This is a genomic window from Kitasatospora sp. NPDC048286, from assembly GCF_043201735.1.
In the GTDB taxonomy this organism is placed as follows: domain Bacteria; phylum Actinomycetota; class Actinomycetes; order Streptomycetales; family Streptomycetaceae; genus Kitasatospora.
Genome location: NZ_JBICZE010000016.1, coordinates 195782 through 213623 on the forward strand (window position 1 = coordinate 195782; position 17842 = coordinate 213623).

17 protein-coding genes are annotated in these 17842 nt (G+C 73.6%); 8 read left to right on the forward strand and 9 right to left on the reverse strand.

Annotated features, from left to right (window positions below; all coding sequences use genetic code 11):
• Positions 1-31 precede the first annotated feature (31 nt).
• The gene (locus tag ACGF13_RS32645; RefSeq protein WP_392882193.1) at positions 32-535 is read right to left on the reverse strand and encodes a DinB family protein; all 504 of its coding nucleotides are present in this window, start codon (positions 533-535) and stop codon (positions 32-34) included.
• Between the two features lie 75 nt (positions 536-610).
• Positions 611-1057: a hypothetical protein gene (locus ACGF13_RS32650; RefSeq protein ID WP_392882195.1), complete on the reverse strand. Its 447-nt coding sequence runs from the start codon at positions 1055-1057 to the stop codon at positions 611-613.
• Between the two features lie 214 nt (positions 1058-1271).
• Between ACGF13_RS32650 and ACGF13_RS32655 the strand changes: the two genes are divergently transcribed.
• Entirely contained in the window at positions 1272-1700 is a 429-nt protein-coding gene (locus tag ACGF13_RS32655; RefSeq protein WP_392882198.1) for a PPOX class F420-dependent oxidoreductase, read from the forward strand.
• A 79-nt stretch (positions 1701-1779) separates the two neighbouring features.
• On the opposite strand, the gene ACGF13_RS32660 is transcribed toward ACGF13_RS32655, so the two are convergent.
• A complete protein-coding gene (locus ACGF13_RS32660) occupies positions 1780-2571 on the reverse strand; it encodes a putative protein N(5)-glutamine methyltransferase (protein ID WP_392882201.1) in 792 nt (263 codons plus the stop codon).
• A gap of 367 nt (positions 2572-2938) precedes the next feature.
• Here ACGF13_RS32660 and ACGF13_RS32665 point away from each other — a divergent pair, with 367 nt between their 5' ends.
• On the forward strand, positions 2939-6949 hold the full coding sequence (locus tag ACGF13_RS32665; protein ID WP_392882204.1) for a hypothetical protein: 4011 nt from the start codon (positions 2939-2941) through the stop codon (positions 6947-6949).
• A gap of 255 nt (positions 6950-7204) precedes the next feature.
• On the opposite strand, the gene ACGF13_RS32670 is transcribed toward ACGF13_RS32665, so the two are convergent.
• The 3 genes from ACGF13_RS32670 to ACGF13_RS32680 all read right to left on the reverse strand — a co-directional run bounded on the left by ACGF13_RS32670 (position 7205) and on the right by ACGF13_RS32680 (position 11291).
• A complete protein-coding gene (locus ACGF13_RS32670) occupies positions 7205-7966 on the reverse strand; it encodes a ScbR family autoregulator-binding transcription factor (protein WP_392882206.1) in 762 nt (253 codons plus the stop codon).
• Positions 7967-8339: 373 nt separating this feature from the next.
• Positions 8340-9707, reverse strand: coding sequence for a M14 family metallopeptidase (locus tag ACGF13_RS32675; protein ID WP_392882209.1), 1368 nt, complete (start codon positions 9705-9707; stop codon positions 8340-8342).
• 135 nt (positions 9708-9842) lie between these two features.
• Entirely contained in the window at positions 9843-11291 is a 1449-nt protein-coding gene (locus tag ACGF13_RS32680; protein ID WP_392882212.1) for a BTAD domain-containing putative transcriptional regulator, read from the reverse strand.
• A 170-nt stretch (positions 11292-11461) separates the two neighbouring features.
• Between ACGF13_RS32680 and ACGF13_RS32685 the strand changes: the two genes are divergently transcribed.
• The 3 genes from ACGF13_RS32685 to ACGF13_RS32695 all read left to right on the forward strand — a co-directional run bounded on the left by ACGF13_RS32685 (position 11462) and on the right by ACGF13_RS32695 (position 13758).
• Positions 11462-11998: a hypothetical protein gene (locus ACGF13_RS32685; protein WP_392882214.1), complete on the forward strand. Its 537-nt coding sequence runs from the start codon at positions 11462-11464 to the stop codon at positions 11996-11998.
• 180 nt (positions 11999-12178) lie between these two features.
• Entirely contained in the window at positions 12179-13009 is an 831-nt protein-coding gene (locus ACGF13_RS32690) for a DUF4389 domain-containing protein (protein ID WP_392882216.1), read from the forward strand.
• 116 nt (positions 13010-13125) lie between these two features.
• Positions 13126-13758 (forward strand): peptidase inhibitor family I36 protein, encoded by a 633-nt coding sequence (locus tag ACGF13_RS32695; RefSeq protein ID WP_392882219.1) that lies wholly within the window; start codon positions 13126-13128, stop codon positions 13756-13758.
• Positions 13759-13794: 36 nt separating this feature from the next.
• Here the strand turns inward: ACGF13_RS32695 and ACGF13_RS32700 are convergent, their stop codons facing one another.
• A complete protein-coding gene (locus ACGF13_RS32700) occupies positions 13795-13980 on the reverse strand; it encodes a hypothetical protein (protein WP_392882222.1) in 186 nt (61 codons plus the stop codon).
• 107 nt (positions 13981-14087) lie between these two features.
• On the opposite strand from ACGF13_RS32700, the gene ACGF13_RS32705 reads away from it, so the two are divergent.
• A complete protein-coding gene (locus ACGF13_RS32705; RefSeq protein ID WP_392882225.1) occupies positions 14088-15362 on the forward strand; it encodes a hypothetical protein in 1275 nt (424 codons plus the stop codon).
• A 48-nt stretch (positions 15363-15410) separates the two neighbouring features.
• Here ACGF13_RS32705 and ACGF13_RS32710 read toward each other — a convergent pair whose 3' ends face one another.
• Positions 15411-15701 (reverse strand): antibiotic biosynthesis monooxygenase, encoded by a 291-nt coding sequence (locus ACGF13_RS32710; protein WP_392882228.1) that lies wholly within the window; start codon positions 15699-15701, stop codon positions 15411-15413.
• Between the two features lie 98 nt (positions 15702-15799).
• On the opposite strand from ACGF13_RS32710, the gene ACGF13_RS32715 reads away from it, so the two are divergent.
• Complete coding sequence (locus ACGF13_RS32715; protein WP_392882270.1) at positions 15800-16369, forward strand: TetR/AcrR family transcriptional regulator; 570 nt, start codon at positions 15800-15802, stop codon at positions 16367-16369.
• 268 nt (positions 16370-16637) lie between these two features.
• Positions 16638-17264 carry a C40 family peptidase gene (locus ACGF13_RS32720; protein WP_392882230.1) on the forward strand — a complete coding sequence of 209 codons (627 nt, stop codon included), beginning with the start codon at positions 16638-16640 and terminating at the stop codon, positions 17262-17264.
• Positions 17265-17286: 22 nt separating this feature from the next.
• Here the strand turns inward: ACGF13_RS32720 and ACGF13_RS32725 are convergent, their stop codons facing one another.
• Positions 17287-17763, reverse strand: a complete 477-nt coding sequence (locus ACGF13_RS32725) for a MarR family winged helix-turn-helix transcriptional regulator (protein ID WP_392882232.1) — start codon at positions 17761-17763, stop codon at positions 17287-17289.
• Positions 17764-17842 lie beyond the last annotated feature (79 nt).

The window sequence follows — 17842 nt, forward strand, 5'->3', positions numbered from 1 at the left end:
CGGGCCGACGGGGCCGACGGGGCCGACGAGGTCAGCGCCGGTCGTGGTCCCCCGTCCCGCCGTCGATCAGTTCGCGCAGGATGTCCATGTGCCCGGCGTGCCGCGCCGTCTCCGTGTTCATGTGGGTCAGCACCCAGCGCAGCGAGACGGTGTTGCCCGACCAGGAGGTGCCGAGGTCGTCCAGCGCGAGCTCCCGGATCGCCTCGTCGGCACCGGCCCGGGCCCGCGCGTAGAAGGCCAGGACGTCCGCCGTCGACTCGTGCGGCGCCACCCGCATGTCGGACTCGTCGTCGGCGTCGATGTCGAACGGCAGCGGGCCCATCTCCCGGCCGAACGTCTGCCGGAACCAGCCGAGTTCGGCGCCGCCGAGGTGCTTCACCAGCCCCAGCAGATTCGTCCCGGAGGGCGTCATCGGACGGCGCAGCTGCTCGTCGTCCAGCCCCTCCAGCTTCCACAGCACCACGTCGCGGTGCCGGTCCAGCGCCGCATGGAGGATTTCCTTCTCCTCGCCCGTGAAGGGCACACTGTTGCTCATGCGCGGGACCGTACCAGCCGCCACCGACAGCCCGTTCCGGGAGCGGCTACGGCCACCGCCCCCGGCCGCCCGGGATCACGGGTGCGCCCCCTGCCCGTAGACGCCGCCCGCGCGGTCGGTCAGGCCGTCCATGAACTCCGCGTGCGCGAGGTTCATGAACTTCAGCGGGCGCCAGCGGGATCGGTGGTCGGGGTGGTCGCTGAACCGCGACGCGGTGTCGCAGAGCCGCCGCCACCACAGCATGGCGTCCTGGCGCATCCGCTGCGTCCAGCCGGGCTCGTCGTTGCGGCCCTCCAGGACGATCTCCTCCCAGGCCACCAGGACGTCGGAGAGGAAGACGCAGTCGCCGGCGGTGATCTGCGCCAGCCGCTCGGCGGCGAACCGGGCGCTGGTGCCCTCGGGTTGGGCCTCGACCAGCTCGCGCATGCGGGCGGCCAGGAAGTGCTGCAGCGGGGTGACGTCGTCGGTGTGGAGGTCGTCGGAGAACTCCAGCAGTTCCACCGGCCTGCGTTCGCGTGCCATCGTGCGCTGTCCCCTCGGGTTCGGACGGTACGCACTCGTTGACGCACCGTCACCGGTCTCACGCCCGACCCTAGCGGCTCGCGCCGGACGTCGCGGCGGATTTCCCGACCTCCCGCACCGGCCCGGCCGGCCCGTGCCGTCATGCGGGGCCTCCTCTCCCAACACGCGTGGCGGACCTTGCCCTCACACCGGTGTGAAGGCCGATGATGCTCCCATGACCGCCACTCCTTTCGACCCGTACGCGCTGCTCGCGCAGAGCCGCCTCGGCATCCTCGCCACCATCAAGGCGGACGGCCGGCCGCAGCTCTCCCCCGTCCTGCCGTTCTACGACCGGGCGGCGAACGCCGTCCTGATCTCCACCCAGGAGGGGCGGGCCAAGACCGCCAACCTGCGCCGGGACCCGCGGGCCAGCCTGGAGGTGACCGGGCCGGACGGCCGCTCCTGGGCCACCGCCGAGGGCGTGGCCACCCTGACCGGCCCGGGCACCGACCCCGACGGGCCGGAGGTCGAGGCGCTGGTGGACTACTACCGCCGCGCCGCCGGGGAGCACCCGGACTGGGCGGAGTACCGCGAGGCGATGGTCTCCGACCGCCGGGTGCTCCTCACCATCCCGGTCGACCACGTGTACGGCTCCCACATCTGACCGGCTCCGGCGCCGGCCACCGCCACGGGGGTGCGGTGGCCGGTTCCGGCACTCGAAGTCCCCTGCGCCGACCGGCGGTTCAGCGCAGTGTCGCCGAGACCACGGTGGCGTCCAGGTCCTCCTGCCAGTGCTCGACCGCCGCCAGCCCGGCCGCTCCGGTCACCGCGAGGGCCGTCGGCGCCTGCCGCTCGCTGGTCTCGAACAGCAGCGACCCGCCGGGCGCCAGCCACCGCGGCGCCTCGGCGACCACCCGCCGCAGCACGTCCAGCCCGTCCGCCCCGCCGTCCAGCGCGGGCCGGGCCTCGTGCAGCCGCGCCTCGGGCGGCAGCAGGCCGATGTCCCCGGTCGGGACGTACGGGACGTTGGCGATCAGCACGTCCACCCGGCCGCGCAGGTCCGCGGGCAGGGCGGTGAACAGGTCTCCCTCGAAGACCCCGGCCGCGACGCCGGCCAGGTTGCGGCGGGCGCAGCGGACCGCGCCCGGGTCGATGTCGGCCGCGTACAGCTCGACCGGGTGCGCCGCCGTGGCCGCCACCGCGGCGCCCAGCGCGCCGCTGCCGCAGCACAGGTCGAGCACCACCGCGCCCGGGGCGGTCAGCGCGGTGGCGGTGGCGGCCAGGAACTCGCTGCGGCGGCGCGGGACGAAGACGCCCGGGTCGACGGCGATCCGCAGACCGGCGAACTCGGCCCAGCCGACGACGTGTTCGAGCGGCCGCCCGTCGGCGCGGGAGCGGACCATGGCGGCCAGACCGGCGGGCGAGGCGGCGGCGGAGAGCAGGATCCGCGCCTCGTCCTCGGCGAACACGCACCCGGCGGCGCGCAGCCGGGAGACCACCGAGGAACGGAGGGAGGCGGAAGGGAAGATCGGCAAGAGAACCCCTTGGGGGGAGACGGGAGGGCTGACGACTCCGTCAGGGCTCCCGCGAGGGCCGACACCGCGTCGGCGCGCCGGCCGCGCTATGCGCGGACGGCGCCCGCACGGCCGCGCTCCGGGAGCACCCGCTCGGACATTCCGTTGATGGGTCTCACCTCCTGAGTCGCGGTCACGATCGACGTCGGCCACCTTACCGCATCCACCGAGCGAGGATCGTTGGAATGATCCTGGAAGACCCTGGGTCACCCTGACACCCCGTTACCCATCGGGCCGCCCCCTCCGACTCGCTCGTCCGAGCGATTGAATAGCTCCACTGACAGTACTTCAGTGATAACGGTGCGTAGCGCCCGCGCATATTAACGGCATGACGAGACATTCCCGCGGACCGTCACGGCTTCGTGCCAGAACGGCCCGCTTCATCAGCGCCGCGGCCACGCTGGGCCTGATCGGCGCCGGCCTCACCACCTCACTCGCCCAGGCCGTCGCCCCCGCCCACCACCTCGCCGCGCCGCTGCCGGAGCGGGTCCGGGCCACCGGTACTCCACTGCTCCACGAGACGTTCACCGGTGCGACCGCCGACCCGCGGTTCGTCGCCGTCGGCTCCGCCTGCCTCACCGGTGCACCCATCTCGACGATCGGGCCGGACGGTCGCCCGCTCGGCGGCTGCCCCGTCCCCCAGACCGGCCCGGTGCCCCCGCTGGACAGCGCCCCCCTCGGCTACCTGCGGATCACCGACTCCAGCAACGACCAGAGCGGCGCGGTCCTCTTCGACCAGGCCCTACCGGCCGGCAACGGCCTGGACGTGTCCTTCGACCAGTGGCAGTACGGCAGCACCACACCCGCCACCCCGGCCGACGGTATCTCCTTCTTCCTGGTCAACGGCGATGTCTCCCTCAACCACCCCGGCGCCTTCGGCGGCAGCCTCGGCTACGCCCAGAAGCTTCCCGACGACAACCCGAACCTCACCTTCCTGCCCGGCGTCGACGGCGGGTACCTGGGAGTCGGGCTCGACGTGCTCGGCAACTACTTCGGCGACTGGGAGCAGCGCGGCAACGGCTGCTCCCAGCGCTCCCCCGCCGGTACGGGCTTCCGCGTCCCCGCGCCGGGCGCCAACATGGTCACCATCCGCGGGCCGGGCAACGGCCTCCTCGGCTACTGCTTCCTGACCGCGACGACCAGCAACTTCACCACTAGCGGCCCGTGGCCCTCCACCCTGCCCGGCACCCTCCAGGGCCCGCTCACCTCGCTGCCGCCCGGTGTGACGCCGGACCAGGCGCAGACCCTGCTGGAGCCCTCGCGCCGCCGGGTGAACGTGCACCTGACGCCGGCGCCCTCGCCGGTGCTCACCGTCTCCGTCGACTTCAACGACGGCACCGGTTCGCACCAGGTGATCCAGACGCCCGCGCCGCAGCCGCTGCCCGCGACGTACAAGTTCGGCTTCGCCGGGTCCACCGGCCTGTTCACCGACGTGCACCTGATCCGCAACGTGGTGATCAGCACCGAGCGGCCGCTGCCCGAGCTGAACCTGGTCAAGCAGGCGCACCAGCCGCTGCCCGGGTTGATCACGGTGGGCACGCCGATCCAGTACGACTTCGTCGTGACCAACTCCGGGAACGTGCCGATCAACAACCTGGCCGTCAACGACCCCAAGGTCGGGCCGATCAGCTGCCCGGCGATCGCCCTGCCCCCCGGTGAGACGGTGACGTGTACGGCGACGTACCTGGTCACCGCCGAGGACGCCGCCGCCGGCCACGTCGACAACACGGCCCAGGCCACCGGGACCACCGACGAAGGACCGGTCACCTCTCCGCCGTCCTCGGAGAACGTACCCGTGGTGGCGCCACCGGGGCTCGAGGTGATCAAGCACGTCGACGCGCCGGAGCCGTTCCACGTCGGTGACACCGTGCCGTACACCTACGTGGTCAACAACACCGGCGGAACCGAGATCACCAACCTCACGCTGACGGACGACAGGGTCACCGGGATCACCTGCGACACCGCCACCCTGGCCCCGCGCGGCAGCCCCGGCGACAGCACCAGGTGCCACGGCAGCTACGTCGTGACGGCGGCAGACGCCCAGGACGGGAAGGTCACCAACCACGTCTTCGCCGGCGGGACGTCCAACGGCGAATCCGTCACCTCGCCGGAGGCCGAGGCCACGGTCACGGTGGTCGGCCCGTCCTCCATCGACCTGACCAAGCAGGCGGACACCCTCGGACCGGTCCGTGTCGGTGACACCGTCCACTACACCTACACGGTCACCAACACCGGCTCGACGGTGCTCCACAACGTCACCGTCACCGACGACCACGTCACACCGGTGACCTGCGACGCGACCACCCTCAACCCCGGCCAGAGCACCACCTGCCACTCCACGTACGTGGTGACCGACGCCGACCTGGCGCTCGGCCACATCACCAACACGGCCGAGGCGTTCGCCATCAACCCGCGGGTCGACACGGTGGTGAGCCCGCAGCGCGAGGTGACACTGCCCGTGGCGGGTGTGGCACAGCTCGGCCTCGCGAAGAAGGCGGACAGCGCCGGGCCGTTCCACCTGGGTGACACCGTCACCTACACGTACACCGTCACCAACACCGGCACGGCCGCGGTCGACAACCTGACGGTGACCGACGACCACGTCACCGGGATCACCTGCGACACCACCAGCCTCAACCCCGGCCAGACCGCGACCTGCCACGGCAGCTACGTCATCACCGCGGCCGACGTCACCGCCGGCCACGTCACCAACACCGCCGTCGCCAACGGCACCAACCCCGCGGGCCAACCCGAGCAGAGCCCGCCGGCCGAAGCCACCGTCCCCGTCATCGGCGTCGCGGAGCTGAGCCTCGCGAAGGTCCCGGACAGCGTCGGCCCGTTCCACCTCGGTGACACCGTCCACTACACCTACACGGTCACCAACACCGGCACCGCGGTCGTCAACAACCTCACCGTCACGGACGACCACGTCCAGAACGTGACGTGTGACGTGACCACCCTCAACCCCGGCCAGACCGCGACCTGCCACGGCAGCTACGTGATCACCGCGGCGGACGTCACGGCCGGTCACGTGACCAACGTCGCGCACGCCCACGGCACCGGTCCGGAGGGCCAGCCGGTGCAGAGCCCGCCGGCCGAAGCCGGCGTTCCGGTCGCGGGCGTCGTGGAACTGACCCTCGCCAAGGTCCCGGACAGCGTCGGCCCGTTCCACCTCGGCGACACCGTCCACTACACCTACACCGTCACCAACACCGGCACCGCGGTCGTCAACAACCTCACCGTGACCGACGACCACGTCACCTCGGTCACCTGCGGCGCAGCCTCCCTCAACCCCGGCCAGAGCACCACCTGCCACGGCAGCTACGTCATCACCGCGGCCGACGTCACGGCCGGTCACGTGACCAACACCGCGCACGCCCACGGCACCAACCCCGCGGGCCAACCCGAGCAGAGCCCGCCGGCCGAAGCCACCGTCCCCGTCGCCGGCGTCGCGCAGCTCACCCTCATCAAAAGGGCTGACAGCGCCGGCCCCTTCCACGTCGGTGACACCGTGCGCTACACCTACACCGTCACCAACACCGGAACGGCGCCCGTCACCAACCTCACGGTGACCGACGACCACGTCACCACGGTGACCTGCGACGCGGCCTCCCTCAACCCCGGCCAGAGCACGACCTGCCACGGCAGCTACGTCATCACGGCAGCGGACGGCCAGGCCGGACACGTCACCAACACGGCCCACGCCAACGCCACCGACCCCCACGGCCGGCCCGCCCAGAGCCCGCCCACCGAAGCCACGGTCAAGGTGGTTCCGGCCGGCGCGTCCTCGCTGACCATCACCAAGCGGTCCGACGCCGACGGGACCGTGTTCCCGGGTGACATCGTCACCTACACGTACACGGTGGCCAACACCGGCTCCACCACGCTGACCGACGTCGCCGTCAACGACGACCGGGTCCAGAACGTGACCTGCGAGCAGACCACCCTCGCACCCGGCGAGAGCACCACCTGCCGGGGCACCTACACGGTGACCGAGGAGGACGCGAAGGCGGGCAGCATCACCAACACCGCCCGGGCCACCGCCCGCGACCGGCAGGGTGAGGTCGTGGAGAGCCCGCCGGTCGAGCTCTGCATCGTCGTCGCGCCCTGCCCGCCGAAGGGGCACGACCACAAGGGCGGCGGCAGCCACGGCTGCCCGAGCCACCCGGGCCACCACCCGATTCCGCCGCAGGGCGGCGGCAAGGGCGGGCTGCCGACGACCGGTGCCCCGACCGCTGCCGCGAGCGCGAGCCTGGCCGGGGGCGGGCTGATCGCCCTCGGCGGTCTGGCGCTGCACCGGGCCCGGCGCCGCGCTGCCGCCAAGCAGCCCGTCGCGTAACGCCGACGATCCCGCCGTGTGACGGCGGTCGGGCCGCCCCCGGTGCCTTCGGGTACCGGGGGCGGCCCGCTGTCGGTCCGGCGTGGCAGGGGCCAGGCAGCCGCAGCCGCCGACCGTGCCCGGCGGGGAATAGGAAACCGAACGTGCTGTTTGTTACTGCCGAGGGCGTGGCTCCACACGGATCCCGTGGTCCCGTCGCCGCCGGTTCGCCCGTACCCGTCAGGAGTCCTGCGGGCAGGAGGGCATGGGCCGCCGTCAGCCCACGCCGATCTCCGTCGGCACCTCGGCGCGCACGGGGCCGCCCGTTCCGCGCGAGTCACCGCGCGACTCACCGCCCGGGGCCGGGTCGACGGCCGGGCCTCCGTCCTCCGCGGCCGCACGGGCCGCCGCGGCCTCGGCGACCACCTGGGCCCCGCGGTTGGGCCCCATCTGCAGCGAACCGAGCACGCCCGGCACGGCGATGCTCGGCATCAGGTGCTGGTACAGCGCGGACACCCGCGACTCCAGGTCCGCCCGGCCGCTGAGCTTCTGGGACTGGATCTGCACCCCGGTCCACGCGGCGACGAGCAGCCACGCGGTGTCCGCCGGCACGACGTGCGGAAGCAGCTCGCCACGCTCACCCGCCGCGGTCAGCAGCACCTCGAACCGGCTGACCCAGCCGGGGATGGCGCCGCTGCCGAGGTCGTCGAAGAGGTCCTGGCCGAGCGAGAGTCGGGCACCCGCGCTGAGCAGCGGGTCACGCGGCATCAGGTACGCGACCACCATCCCGGTGTCCACGAACTCCTGGAGCTTGCAGCTCCGTTCGGGAACTCCGTCCTGGACGAACTGCTCCTCCACCACGCCCTGCGCCAGATCGCGCTTCGAGGCGAAATGGAAATACACCGCGCCACGCGTCACCCCGGCCCGGGAGACCACTTCGCCGATGGTCGCGCCCTCGTACCCGAACTCGTCGAAGACCGAGGCCGCCGCCTCCAGGATCAGCCGACGAGTCCGGAGCGCCCGCTCCTGCCGTACCACCGAAACCACCCCGCCCTGAACTCCCGGAAAACAAAACCAAACACCCCGTATCTTAGCTGCGCGCCACCGGCGACCGACAAGGCGATGTCGGTGAATCCCGCCGACCCCTCGCCTTCCTCACATCCCGTCAGGCCCGACCACCTGCTTGGCGACCACGCACGCCGACCCGGCCCGACGATTCGATCTCCGGCCCGCCGTCCTCGCACCGCCCGGAAACCGAATGAAGGGTTTCTTCCAGGTGTTCGTCCCCGTACACACGCGTCGGCCTCCTGCGTGCGCAGGAGGCCGTCCGGGTCGAGGAGCTACCGAGGCCGCGCGGGAAGTCGGACCGGCCGACTTCCCGCGCGGAGCGGGCCGAACCGGCGGCGCCGGGTCAGGCCGGAATGCCGCAGTACTGCTGCTGCTTGCCGATCGCGCGGTAGACGCAGTCGGCCGTCTCCACCAGGCGAAGGACCGCTTCGCGGTTGCGGCTGGTCTCGCGGTCGATCACCTCGTCGGGCGGGTAGAAGCCGCCGCCGCTGCCGGTCTCTCCGGGGTACATCTCGAAGGTGTAGGCGAAGATCCGCTGGGCTCCCCAGAGCCAGTCGTCGATCGCTCCGTCGGTGATGTAGAGGTCGCTCGACTGCTCGGGCGTGTAGCCGTTGGTGGCGGCCATGCCGCGGCCGAGGGCGGCGAAGGTGTTGTACTCGTCGGCCGTCATGCCGGTGGCGGTGTCGGCGGTGGTCCAGCCGAACGGCCAGAGCACGAGTTCGCTGTAGGTGTGGAAGTCGATGGCGGCGGTGATCTGCTGCTTGCCGCCGACGACCCGGCTGCGGACGAAGTCGGCGACCACCTTGGTCTCCTTGGCGGACTCCGGTGCGCTGCCCCGGTAGGTCTCGCTGGAGGTGGAGCCGGAGGAGCCGCCGCAGCAGCCCCACTTGTAGTTCCAGTTGCGGTTGAGGTCGGTGCCGACGCTGCTGCTGCCGCTGTTCGGCTGGCGGTCCTTGCGCCAGCTGCGGTAGCGGCCGGTGGCGATGTCGTACTCGCCGCCGTCCGGGTTGAGGTCGGGGATCACCCAGATCTCGCGGCTGTTGACGGCGTTGGCGATGCGGCTGTCGGTGGCGTACTTGTCGCCGAACTCGTGCAGCAGGTAGAGGGACATCTCGACGGTGAGGTGCTCGCGGGCGTGCTGGTGGGCGGTGAACAGCACCTCGGGCTCGTCCTCGTCGGTGCCGACGTTGTCACTGATCTTCACCGCGACGATCGGGCGGCCCTCGTAGGAGGTGCCGATGACGCGCTTGCTCATGATGTCCGGGTGCGCGGCGACCACCGCGTCGATGTCGGCGGTGGCCTCGGCGTAGTTGTGGTAGCCGGCGTCGGCCTGCGGGAAGTCGTACACCGGCGCGGCCAGGCCCTCGTCGCCGGGTTCGGCGCCGTAGCGGGGGCCGGGCAGCGCGACGGGCGACCAGCCGAGCGCGCGCAGCCGGGCGGCCTCGGCGGGGGTGGCGGTGACCACCACCGCGTCGGGCAGGACGGCGTCGACGGAGGCGCCGGTGGCGGCGACGGCGGTGCGCTCGGCGACGGTGCGGGGGCCGTCCAGCCGGTACTGCCGCGCGGTGTCGGCGGCGCTGTCGGCCGTGAGGGACGCGGGCGCCGGCGGGCGGTCGGTGGTGGCGGCCTGGGCGGTGAGCGGGGCGGCGAGGGCGAGGGCCAGCAGCACGGCGGTGGCCGCGGCGGGCTTCCCTCGGCGGGGCAGTCGCATGACTGTCCTCCTGTGGGGGTCCGTGGGGGCGGAACGGTGGAGGAGGTGGCGCGCGCCAGCTTGATGGTCCGTCAGTGTCATGGGTTCGTCAAGGCATCGGAAAGTCCGGGTCCGGCGGCGGACGGCGCGGGCGGCTCAGGAGGCCGCACGGGTCCCACAGGTCGCCAGACTGCACCAGCGGCGCCGCCCGCTCGCGTCCAGGAACAGCCAGCCGCAGCCGGTGCTGGGACAGCGGCGGATGGTGAACCGCCGTGGGTCGGCGAGCAGTTCGGCGGCGGAACGGGCGGCGGCGTACAGCGGCAGTCGCAGGCCGGCCTCGCCCCGGGTGAAGACCGCCGACCGCCCGGCCTCCTGCACCACCGTCGCCACCGCACCGAAGGCTGCGCCGTCCTGCGGGTCGGTCAGGGCCGCGTAGAGGGCCGACCGGAACGCGCGGGCGTCGGCGAGCACACCGGCGGCCTCCTCGGGCCGCTCCGCCGCCCGGCGGAGCAACGCCTCGACGACCGGTTCGTCGGCGAGGTCGTGGTGGCCGGCCCAGACGGCGAGCGTGGGGTAGCCGCGCAGCCAGTCCGACCCGGGAGCCGGCGCGGCGCCCGGCTCGGCGCCCCAGCCGGCGTACGTGTTGCAGAACTCCAGCGCGGGGTGGCCGCCCGCGCTCCACGGCAGCCACTGGTCGCCGACCCGCACCGCGTACAGCGGCGCCGGAGGGCGGTCCAGCCGGGGGTCGGCCCGCAGGATGCGGTCGTGCAGGGCGGCGAGTTCGGCGCCGGGCTCGACCCCGAGGCCGTCCACCAGCACGCGCCGGGTGCGGCGGTAGAGGGCGAGCGCCTCGGTCTGCCGACCGGCCCGGTAGAGGGCGGTCATCAGGGCGAGGACGAGGCGCTCGCGGGGCAGCAGGTCGTCGACGGGAAGGCCGGTCGGGGTCTCGGCGGGCACGGCGGGCACGGCGGGCGGCGCCCCGGCCGAGGGGGCGGCGGGAGCGGGGGCAGTCGAGGCGGGTGCGGCCAGGTCGGGTGCGGCCGGAGCGGGTGCGGTCAGGTCGGACGCGGTCAGGTCGGCGAGCACCTGTTCGTGTCGGCCCATGGCGAGCAGGATCTCGGCCCGCTGCTCCAGGGCGGACAGCCGCAGCTCGGCCAGCCGACGGCCGAGCCGCCCGCGCAGCGCCTCGTCGACGACGCCCGCGAGCAGCGGCCCGCGCCAGAGCGCGAGCGCCCGGTCGTGGCAGCGCAGCCGTTCGCCGGGGTCGCCGGTGGCGGCCGCCCGGGTGGTCAGGTCGATGAACTCCCGCACGTCGACGGTGTGTTGACCGGCAGCGAGGGCGTACCCGTCGTGCCGGGTCCCGATCACCACGCCGTACGGACGCAGCCGGGCCCGCAGCCGTCCGATGTACGTGTGGACGGTGCCGCGGGCCGAGCCGGGCGGGTTGCCGCTCCAGAGCAGGTCGATCAGCCGGTCGGTGCTGACGACCCGGCCGTCCTCCAGCAGGAGGACGGCCAGCAGGCACCGCTCCTGGCGGCGGCTGCCGGCCAGGACGGGCTCACCCCGGTGGTCGGCCTCGAACGATCCGAGCAGTCGGAACTCCATGGCGGGTCACCCTAGAACTCCGAACGGCCGTACGAGGAGACCTCCGGAGGCACGATCTCGATCGGCGTGCGCCGGGCGGCGGCAGTGCCGGGCTCATGGTGAGAATCCGGTCAGGGGCGCCTGCCACGCTGGGCCTCCGAACGCCCGACACCTCGCCAGGAGGCCCGATCATGCGCCGAATCCTGCCCACCGCCGCGTCCGCCGCGCTGGCCGCCGTCACCGCCGTCACCCTCAGCGGCCTGGCGGCCGCCCCGGCCGGCGCCGTCACCGGTCGGGGCGGGTGGGAGCCCTCGCCCACACCGGCGTTCGACCTCCCGGCCGGCTCCCGCTGCGACTTCCCCGTGCACATGGAGCCCGTCGTCGACGAGGTCCAGCGGCGGATGCTGGAGTACGCCCCGGACGGCACCACGGTGCGCCGCGCCGCCTTCCGGGGCGCCCTCGTCCTGCGGCTCACCAACACGGCGACCGGTGCCTCGTACGACGCGGACGCCGGCGGCCGGGCCGTCGTCGACTACCGTGCCGACAACTCCCAGACCTGGCACGCCCACGGCCCGATCCTGCTCGGTGTCGGCCCGGACGGCGGCAACCTGCCCCGCGACCTCTACACCGTCGACGGCGTCTACACCCTCGACATCAGTGCCACCGGCTACCGCACGCTGAGCTTCGAGCGGGGCTCCGCCGAACCGCTCTGCGCGAGGATCGGCTGACCGACCCGCCCGCGGGGCGCCACCGGCCACGGAACGATCGGCCACGGCCCAGCCACCTCGTCCTGCTGCCCCATCCGGCGCAGCAGGACGCGCGGGACGGGCGGGTTGCTGCGATCTTCGGAGGGCACCCGGCCACGCCCGACGGCCGGGTCCCGTCGTCCCGAGACCGTGGAGGCCCGGATGTGGCAGGCTCCCCCCGCCCCCGTCAGCCGCGAGTGGCTCCCGGTCCTGGACATGCCGGCGCCCGGCCCGCAGAACCGCTGGACGGTGCTGCTGCGGGCGCTGCTGCTGATCCCCCAGTTCGTGGTGGTGTGGGTGCTGACGGTGGTGGCGTTCCTCGTCACCGTCTTCGGCTGGTTCGGCGCGCTGGTGCTGGGCCGGCTGCCCGATTTCGTGGCGGACTACCTGACCGCGTTCCTCCCGTACGACACACGGGTCACCGCGTACCTGATGCTCACCGTGGACCGCTACCCGCCGTTCCGGTTCGAGGTCCCCGACTACCCGGTGCAGGTCGACCTGCGGCCCGGTGAGCTGAACCGGCTCGCCGTGCTGTTCCGCATCATCCTGGTCATTCCGGCCTCGATCGTGCAGGGCCTGGTGAACGCGGGGTGGTGGATGGTGTCGTTCGCCCTCTGGCTGGTGGTGCTGGTCCTCGGCCGGATGCCGCAGCCGCTGTACGAGGCGACGGCCGCGATCGTGCGCTACCGGATGCGCTACGCCGCCTATCTGGTGATGATCTCGTCCGCCTACCCCAAGCGCCTGTTCGGCGACGAGCCGGGCAGCGAGCCGCAGGGCCCGGCCTCGGCCACCCGGCCGCTGGTCCTGAGCGGCGCCGGGCGCGGCCTGCTGGTCCTCTTCCTGATCCTCGGCCTGGCCTCCTGGGCGACGGGCTCGATCACCGCCTCGGTGAACTCGGACGAGAACGACGACAACGACGTCCACACCGGCCCGGCCGAGCGGGTCGTCGCACCGCTCGTTCCGGGACCCGCCGACCACGTGCCCCGGGAGTGACGCGCAGGTTCGCCCGATCGGGGGGCGCGTACGCACCGGCGCGCCCCTGCCGCGCATGCGCCGCCTGATCGAGAAAGTCAGGTTACCGGCCGTATGTGCACGGCTACGTTTGGCATATGACGCACTCTCGAGTCCGCCGACTTCTCGGCCGTACGGCCGGGGCCCTCGTGCTCCTGGCCGCACCCCTCGGCGTACAGGCCGCCTCCGCGCACACCCCTCCCGGGGACCAGCGGACCGTCATCACCGCCCTCGGCGACGGCGACCGCGACGCGCTGCAGCGGTCGGTGGACGCCCAGCTCGCCACGAGCCGGGGCGGCAGGCAGACCGCCGCCAACGAGGTCAGCTACCCCGACGGCGCGGTGGTGGTACTCCCCCTCCCCGGCCAGGCCCAGGCGCCGGCCTGGAGCGGCGACCACCGCCGCCGCACGCCCCGGGGCCCGGACTGGAAGAACTGCCCCACCCCGGCCACCGAACCGTCCTACTACTGCTTCTACGCCGACAGGAACTGGGGCGGCCGCCGGCTCCAGTTCAACCTCTTCCACGAGGAGGCCGCCGTGTACTTCGCCGACTACGGGTTCCGCGACCAGGCGAGCAGCTGGGTGAACACGGCGCGCGGCCTGGAGGTGATCGTGGACAACGACCCGGGCGACGGCCAGTGGCAGATGCTCTGGAAGGAGCCCGCGCAGGCGCTGTCCGGATCGGTCGCCTACGACAACATGGCCGACCGCTTCTGGGCCGTCAGGCAGTAGCCGCCGACCGACCCCCCGACCGTGCCGCCGGCCGCGCTACCGGCCGCCGGCCGAAGGCGGCGGCGACACCGCGCCGCCCGTGGCGACCGGCTCCGGCGTGACCATGATGTACGTCGGCGCGGGAGCCGTCTGCCGGGAGTCCGCCGCGAACCAGCCCGCGCCGAACGCGACGATGCCGAGCAGGAGGCCGCCGAGGACCAACGTGACGATGTGCTGCTTCATGGCCCAAGCGTAGGGTCGCCACGGCCAACTTCCTTGCCGCCACGGCCCGATGGCCACACCGAGCGTCAACCGCGCTTGACGGCGGCGCCGGATGGGAGGATTTCCCCATGACCTCCCCGCTCCGTGTCCTCCGCGTGCTCGGCGACCGCCCGTTCGCCGAGGTCGGCCGCCCCGCCCTCGCCGTGCCCGACGAGGGGCGCGGCCTGCTCGCCGTGGCGGGCGAGCGCGGCTTCGCCCGGACGGCGACGGTGGGGGTGTACGGCACCGGGGACCTCGGGTGCCGGGCCGTGCTCCGGACGCGTTTCCCGGTGCACGCACTGGCCTTCCACCCCCACGCGCCGCTGCTCGCCGTCGGCACCGGCGCGTACGACGGCGGCTACTTCTTCGAGGGCGAGCTGCTCCTGCTCGACTGGGAGACGGGCGCCACGACCTCCCTTCTCGAACACGACTTCGGCCGGAAGGTCCTCGGACTTTCCTGGCTCGACGACCGGGCCCTGCGCGTACTGATGGCGCCGCCCGACGACTGGAAGGACCGCAAGGCGCACGTCGAGGGCCACGTCGCCGTCCTGCGCCGGCCCGACTGGCGCACCACCGCACCCCGTTCGGTCACCCCCGCCGACCTGGCCGGGCCCCGGGTCCCGGCCCCGCGCCCCGACGGACGCGAGGAGGCCCGCCGGGCGCTCGCCGCGCTGAGCCCGGACTGGGAGCCCAGGCGCCACGTGCTCGCCGTCGAGGAGCTGCCGGACGGCGCGGTCCTGGCCACCCTCGCCCGGGACGAGGACGCCCCGGAGCGGCCGGGGCGCACCGCCCTCGCCGACGGCCTGCTGCTCCGGCACCGGACCACGGAGTACCTCGACCGGCAGGAGCGCCTGCGAATCCGGCACGGCAGCCGGGACTACGTCAACGAGGTCCCGCCGGACGGCCGGGAGCAGTACTGGCTCTCGGTGCGCTCCCCCGAGGGGCCGGGCGTCCGGCCGCTGTTCCCGTTCTCCTGGGAGCCCGGGGAGACGCACTTCCCCGGCCCGGGCGTGGAGACCGAGGACGGCGACCTGGTGCACACCGGCACCGTGTACGACGGCCGCGGGCTGCGGCCCGGCGGCTCGTTCGTCGTCCGCCGCGCGGCCGCCGACGGGGCGCCCCGCTGGGTCTTCCGGACCGACCACGTCGCCACCGACCTCGACGCCGACGGGGACACCGCGCACGTCGCGTACCGCGACGGCGAGTTGCTGGCCCTGGACCTGCGCACCGGCACCGTCCGTCGGCGCCACCGGCCGACGGTCGCCGGCGTGCCCGCCGTCCCCACCGCGCTCACCGTCCCCGGGCCCGGGCGTCTGCTCGTCGGCACGGCCGACGGCCGGGTCCTGGACTGCGCGACGGAGTAGCCGTCTCCCCCGCCGGGCGCTCGGTCACACGCCGGCGCCGGCGGCCCCTCACCCCCGCGACAGCAGGGTGCGCACCTCGCGGGGCCTGACCTCGCGCTCGTCGAACACGACCGCCTCGCCCGCCTCGCGCCCCACGGCGGCGAACGCCCCCTGGAACGCCTCCTGGGACCCGAACTCGCCGGTGGTGACGACCGCGTCGCCCTCGGGGGTGACCCAGACCTCGGCCCGCAGGAATCCCGGCTGCGCGGCCAGCACCTCGCGGACCCGGTGGCAGCGGTCGACGAACTCCTCGACGTACTCGGGCTTCGGGTAGTGGAACGCGACGAAACCGAACGACATGACGGTGCCCTCCCAGCGTTGTACGATTACGTATAACCAGAGGCTAGGCCCGTTGTACGCCTCCGCACAACGGGTGGGATCGTGAGGTGGACCACACCATGGGCGCGTTGCGCACACCGCGTGAGAAGTGGGTCGAGGCCGGACTGCAGGCACTGGCCTCGGGCGGTGTGGACGCCGTACGCGTCGAAGCCCTGGCCAAGTCCCTCGGCGTGACCAAAGGCGGGTTCTACGGCTACTTCGCCGACCGCGACGCCCTGCTGACGGAGATGCTGGACACCTGGGAGCACGAGGCCACCGACGACGTCCTCGACCGGCTCGCCCACGAGGACGCGGACACCCGGGCCAAGGCCCGCCTCGCCGGGAAGCTCACCTTCTCCGACCGTCTGCGCCCCATCGACCTAGCCGTCCGCGACTGGGCCCGACGCGACCAGGCCGTCGCCGAACGCCTGCGCCGCGTGGACAACCGGCGCATGGACCTGCTGCGCGAAGCCATCGGCACCGTCTGCACCGACCCCGACGAGATCGAGGCCCGCAGCCTGCTCGCCTTCTGCCTCGCCATCGGCAACCACTTCCTCGCCGCCGACCACCCCGGCCGCACCCGCGCCGAAGTCCTCGACCGCGCCGGCGGCCTCATCCTCAAGCGACCGTCCGACGACCCCGCCCACTGACACCTACGGCCGGCCCGACGGGCGCGCCGGGGCTTCGTCAGCCCTCGGCCCAGACCGAACGCGCACGCCCGTCGTCGGCCTCTCCTGAACGGCCGTCGGACCGTTCACCGGCGAACTCCCCTCCGCTTCCGGGCCGTTGCGTCCGCGATTCACCGTTGCGGGTGATGGCGGACCGGCCCGTCGGAGCGGAATGCTGGTACGTGCGCCCGGGTACCACGCCCCCGAGCGCCCACCCCTCGCCGCCGCCACAGCACCGGGAGGCACCGTCATGCAGCCCCAACCATCCGGCCCCGACCAGACCTCCGGAGTCCGTCGACGCCGCATGCTCGGCCTCGCGCTCGGGGCCGGCCTCGTCCCGGCGCTCGGCCCGGCCGCCCAGGCCGCGTCCGACGCCTCAGCCGAGGCCGCCCGATCGCTGCCGGCCGCCGCGCTGGGCCGCCGGGTCGCCGACGTGGCCGCGAGCCAGCTCGGCGTGCCGTACGCCTGGGGCGGCGGCGACCGGCTGGGCGCGAGCCTCGGCTTCTGCGACGCCGACAACGGCTGGCTGAACGGGGTGTGCCTGGGCGAGAGGACGGTCGGGTTCGACTGCAGCGGCCTGTCGCTCTACTGCTGGTACCGGGCCAGCCACGGCACCGTCGAACTCGGGCACTACACGGGCGCGCAGTTCAACCTCGGCGCCCCGGTGGAGCTCGACGCGCTCGCCCCGGGCGACCTGCTGTTCTTCTCCCGCCCCGACGCTCCGCTGCACCACGTCGGGATCCACGTCGGCGAGGGCGCGATGATCCACGCCGAGCGGACCGGCACCCTGGTCGCCCGGGTCGAGAACGTGCTCGACGTCCCGCGCTGGGCGGGCGAGTTCGCCGGTGCCCGCCGCCCGGGGCAGCCCACGGCCTGAGCCGGCCGACCGGCCCGGGCGGTCACGGGCCGCCGCGCCACTCCCCCGTCCCGTGGTGGACCCGCAGCAGCAACTCCTGCAGGGCCCGCCGCTCCCCGGCGTCCAGCGGCGCGAGCACCTCGTCCTGCACCGCCCGCGCCAGGGCGTCCAGTTCGGCGAGCAGCGCCCGTCCGGCGTCGGTCACCGAGACCGAGACCCGGCGCCGGTCGGCCCGGTCCCTGGCCCGCTCGACGTACCCGGCGGCGGCGAGCTGGTCGGCGACCTTGGCCAGGTCGCTCGGGTCGATGGCCAGCCGCCGCACCAGGTCCCGCTGGGCCTGCGGGCCGAAGTCGGCGAGCGCGGCCAGCACCGCCATGTCCCAGAGCCGCAGGCCGCGTTCGGCCAGGCGCTCGGCGAGCCGAGCGCGCGCCGTCCGGCCGATCCGGGAGAGCAGGTAGGTGCTGAGGTCCAGCAGCGACGGGGGGAGGCCGTCGACGGGCGGCGGGTTCTCGGAGGCCATGGCGGCAGTCTAGGGTCTCTCCCTATAGTGGGTGTCGACCCACTAATTCGCCACGCCTATCCGCCACACCGGTCCGGCC

What these genes read in the sequence shown, in the direction of transcription:
- ACGF13_RS32645 (WP_392882193.1), bottom strand. Translation starts at nt 535, where the DNA reads ATGAGCAACAGTGTGCCCTTCACGGGCGAGGAGAAGGAAATCCTCCAT.
- ACGF13_RS32650 (WP_392882195.1), bottom strand. Translation starts at nt 1,057, where the DNA reads ATGGCACGCGAACGCAGGCCGGTGGAACTGCTGGAGTTCTCCGACGAC.
- ACGF13_RS32655 (WP_392882198.1), top strand. Translation starts at nt 1,272, where the DNA reads ATGACCGCCACTCCTTTCGACCCGTACGCGCTGCTCGCGCAGAGCCGC.
- ACGF13_RS32665 (WP_392882204.1), top strand. Translation starts at nt 2,939, where the DNA reads ATGACGAGACATTCCCGCGGACCGTCACGGCTTCGTGCCAGAACGGCC.
- ACGF13_RS32675 (WP_392882209.1), bottom strand. Translation starts at nt 9,707, where the DNA reads ATGCGACTGCCCCGCCGAGGGAAGCCCGCCGCGGCCACCGCCGTGCTG.
- ACGF13_RS32680 (WP_392882212.1), bottom strand. Translation starts at nt 11,291, where the DNA reads ATGGAGTTCCGACTGCTCGGATCGTTCGAGGCCGACCACCGGGGTGAG.
- ACGF13_RS32685 (WP_392882214.1), top strand. Translation starts at nt 11,462, where the DNA reads ATGCGCCGAATCCTGCCCACCGCCGCGTCCGCCGCGCTGGCCGCCGTC.
- ACGF13_RS32690 (WP_392882216.1), top strand. Translation starts at nt 12,179, where the DNA reads ATGTGGCAGGCTCCCCCCGCCCCCGTCAGCCGCGAGTGGCTCCCGGTC.
- ACGF13_RS32695 (WP_392882219.1), top strand. Translation starts at nt 13,126, where the DNA reads ATGACGCACTCTCGAGTCCGCCGACTTCTCGGCCGTACGGCCGGGGCC.
- ACGF13_RS32700 (WP_392882222.1), bottom strand. Translation starts at nt 13,980, where the DNA reads ATGAAGCAGCACATCGTCACGTTGGTCCTCGGCGGCCTCCTGCTCGGC.
- ACGF13_RS32705 (WP_392882225.1), top strand. Translation starts at nt 14,088, where the DNA reads ATGACCTCCCCGCTCCGTGTCCTCCGCGTGCTCGGCGACCGCCCGTTC.
- ACGF13_RS32710 (WP_392882228.1), bottom strand. Translation starts at nt 15,701, where the DNA reads ATGTCGTTCGGTTTCGTCGCGTTCCACTACCCGAAGCCCGAGTACGTC.
- ACGF13_RS32715 (WP_392882270.1), top strand. Translation starts at nt 15,800, where the DNA reads ATGGGCGCGTTGCGCACACCGCGTGAGAAGTGGGTCGAGGCCGGACTG.
- ACGF13_RS32720 (WP_392882230.1), top strand. Translation starts at nt 16,638, where the DNA reads ATGCAGCCCCAACCATCCGGCCCCGACCAGACCTCCGGAGTCCGTCGA.
- ACGF13_RS32725 (WP_392882232.1), bottom strand. Translation starts at nt 17,763, where the DNA reads ATGGCCTCCGAGAACCCGCCGCCCGTCGACGGCCTCCCCCCGTCGCTG.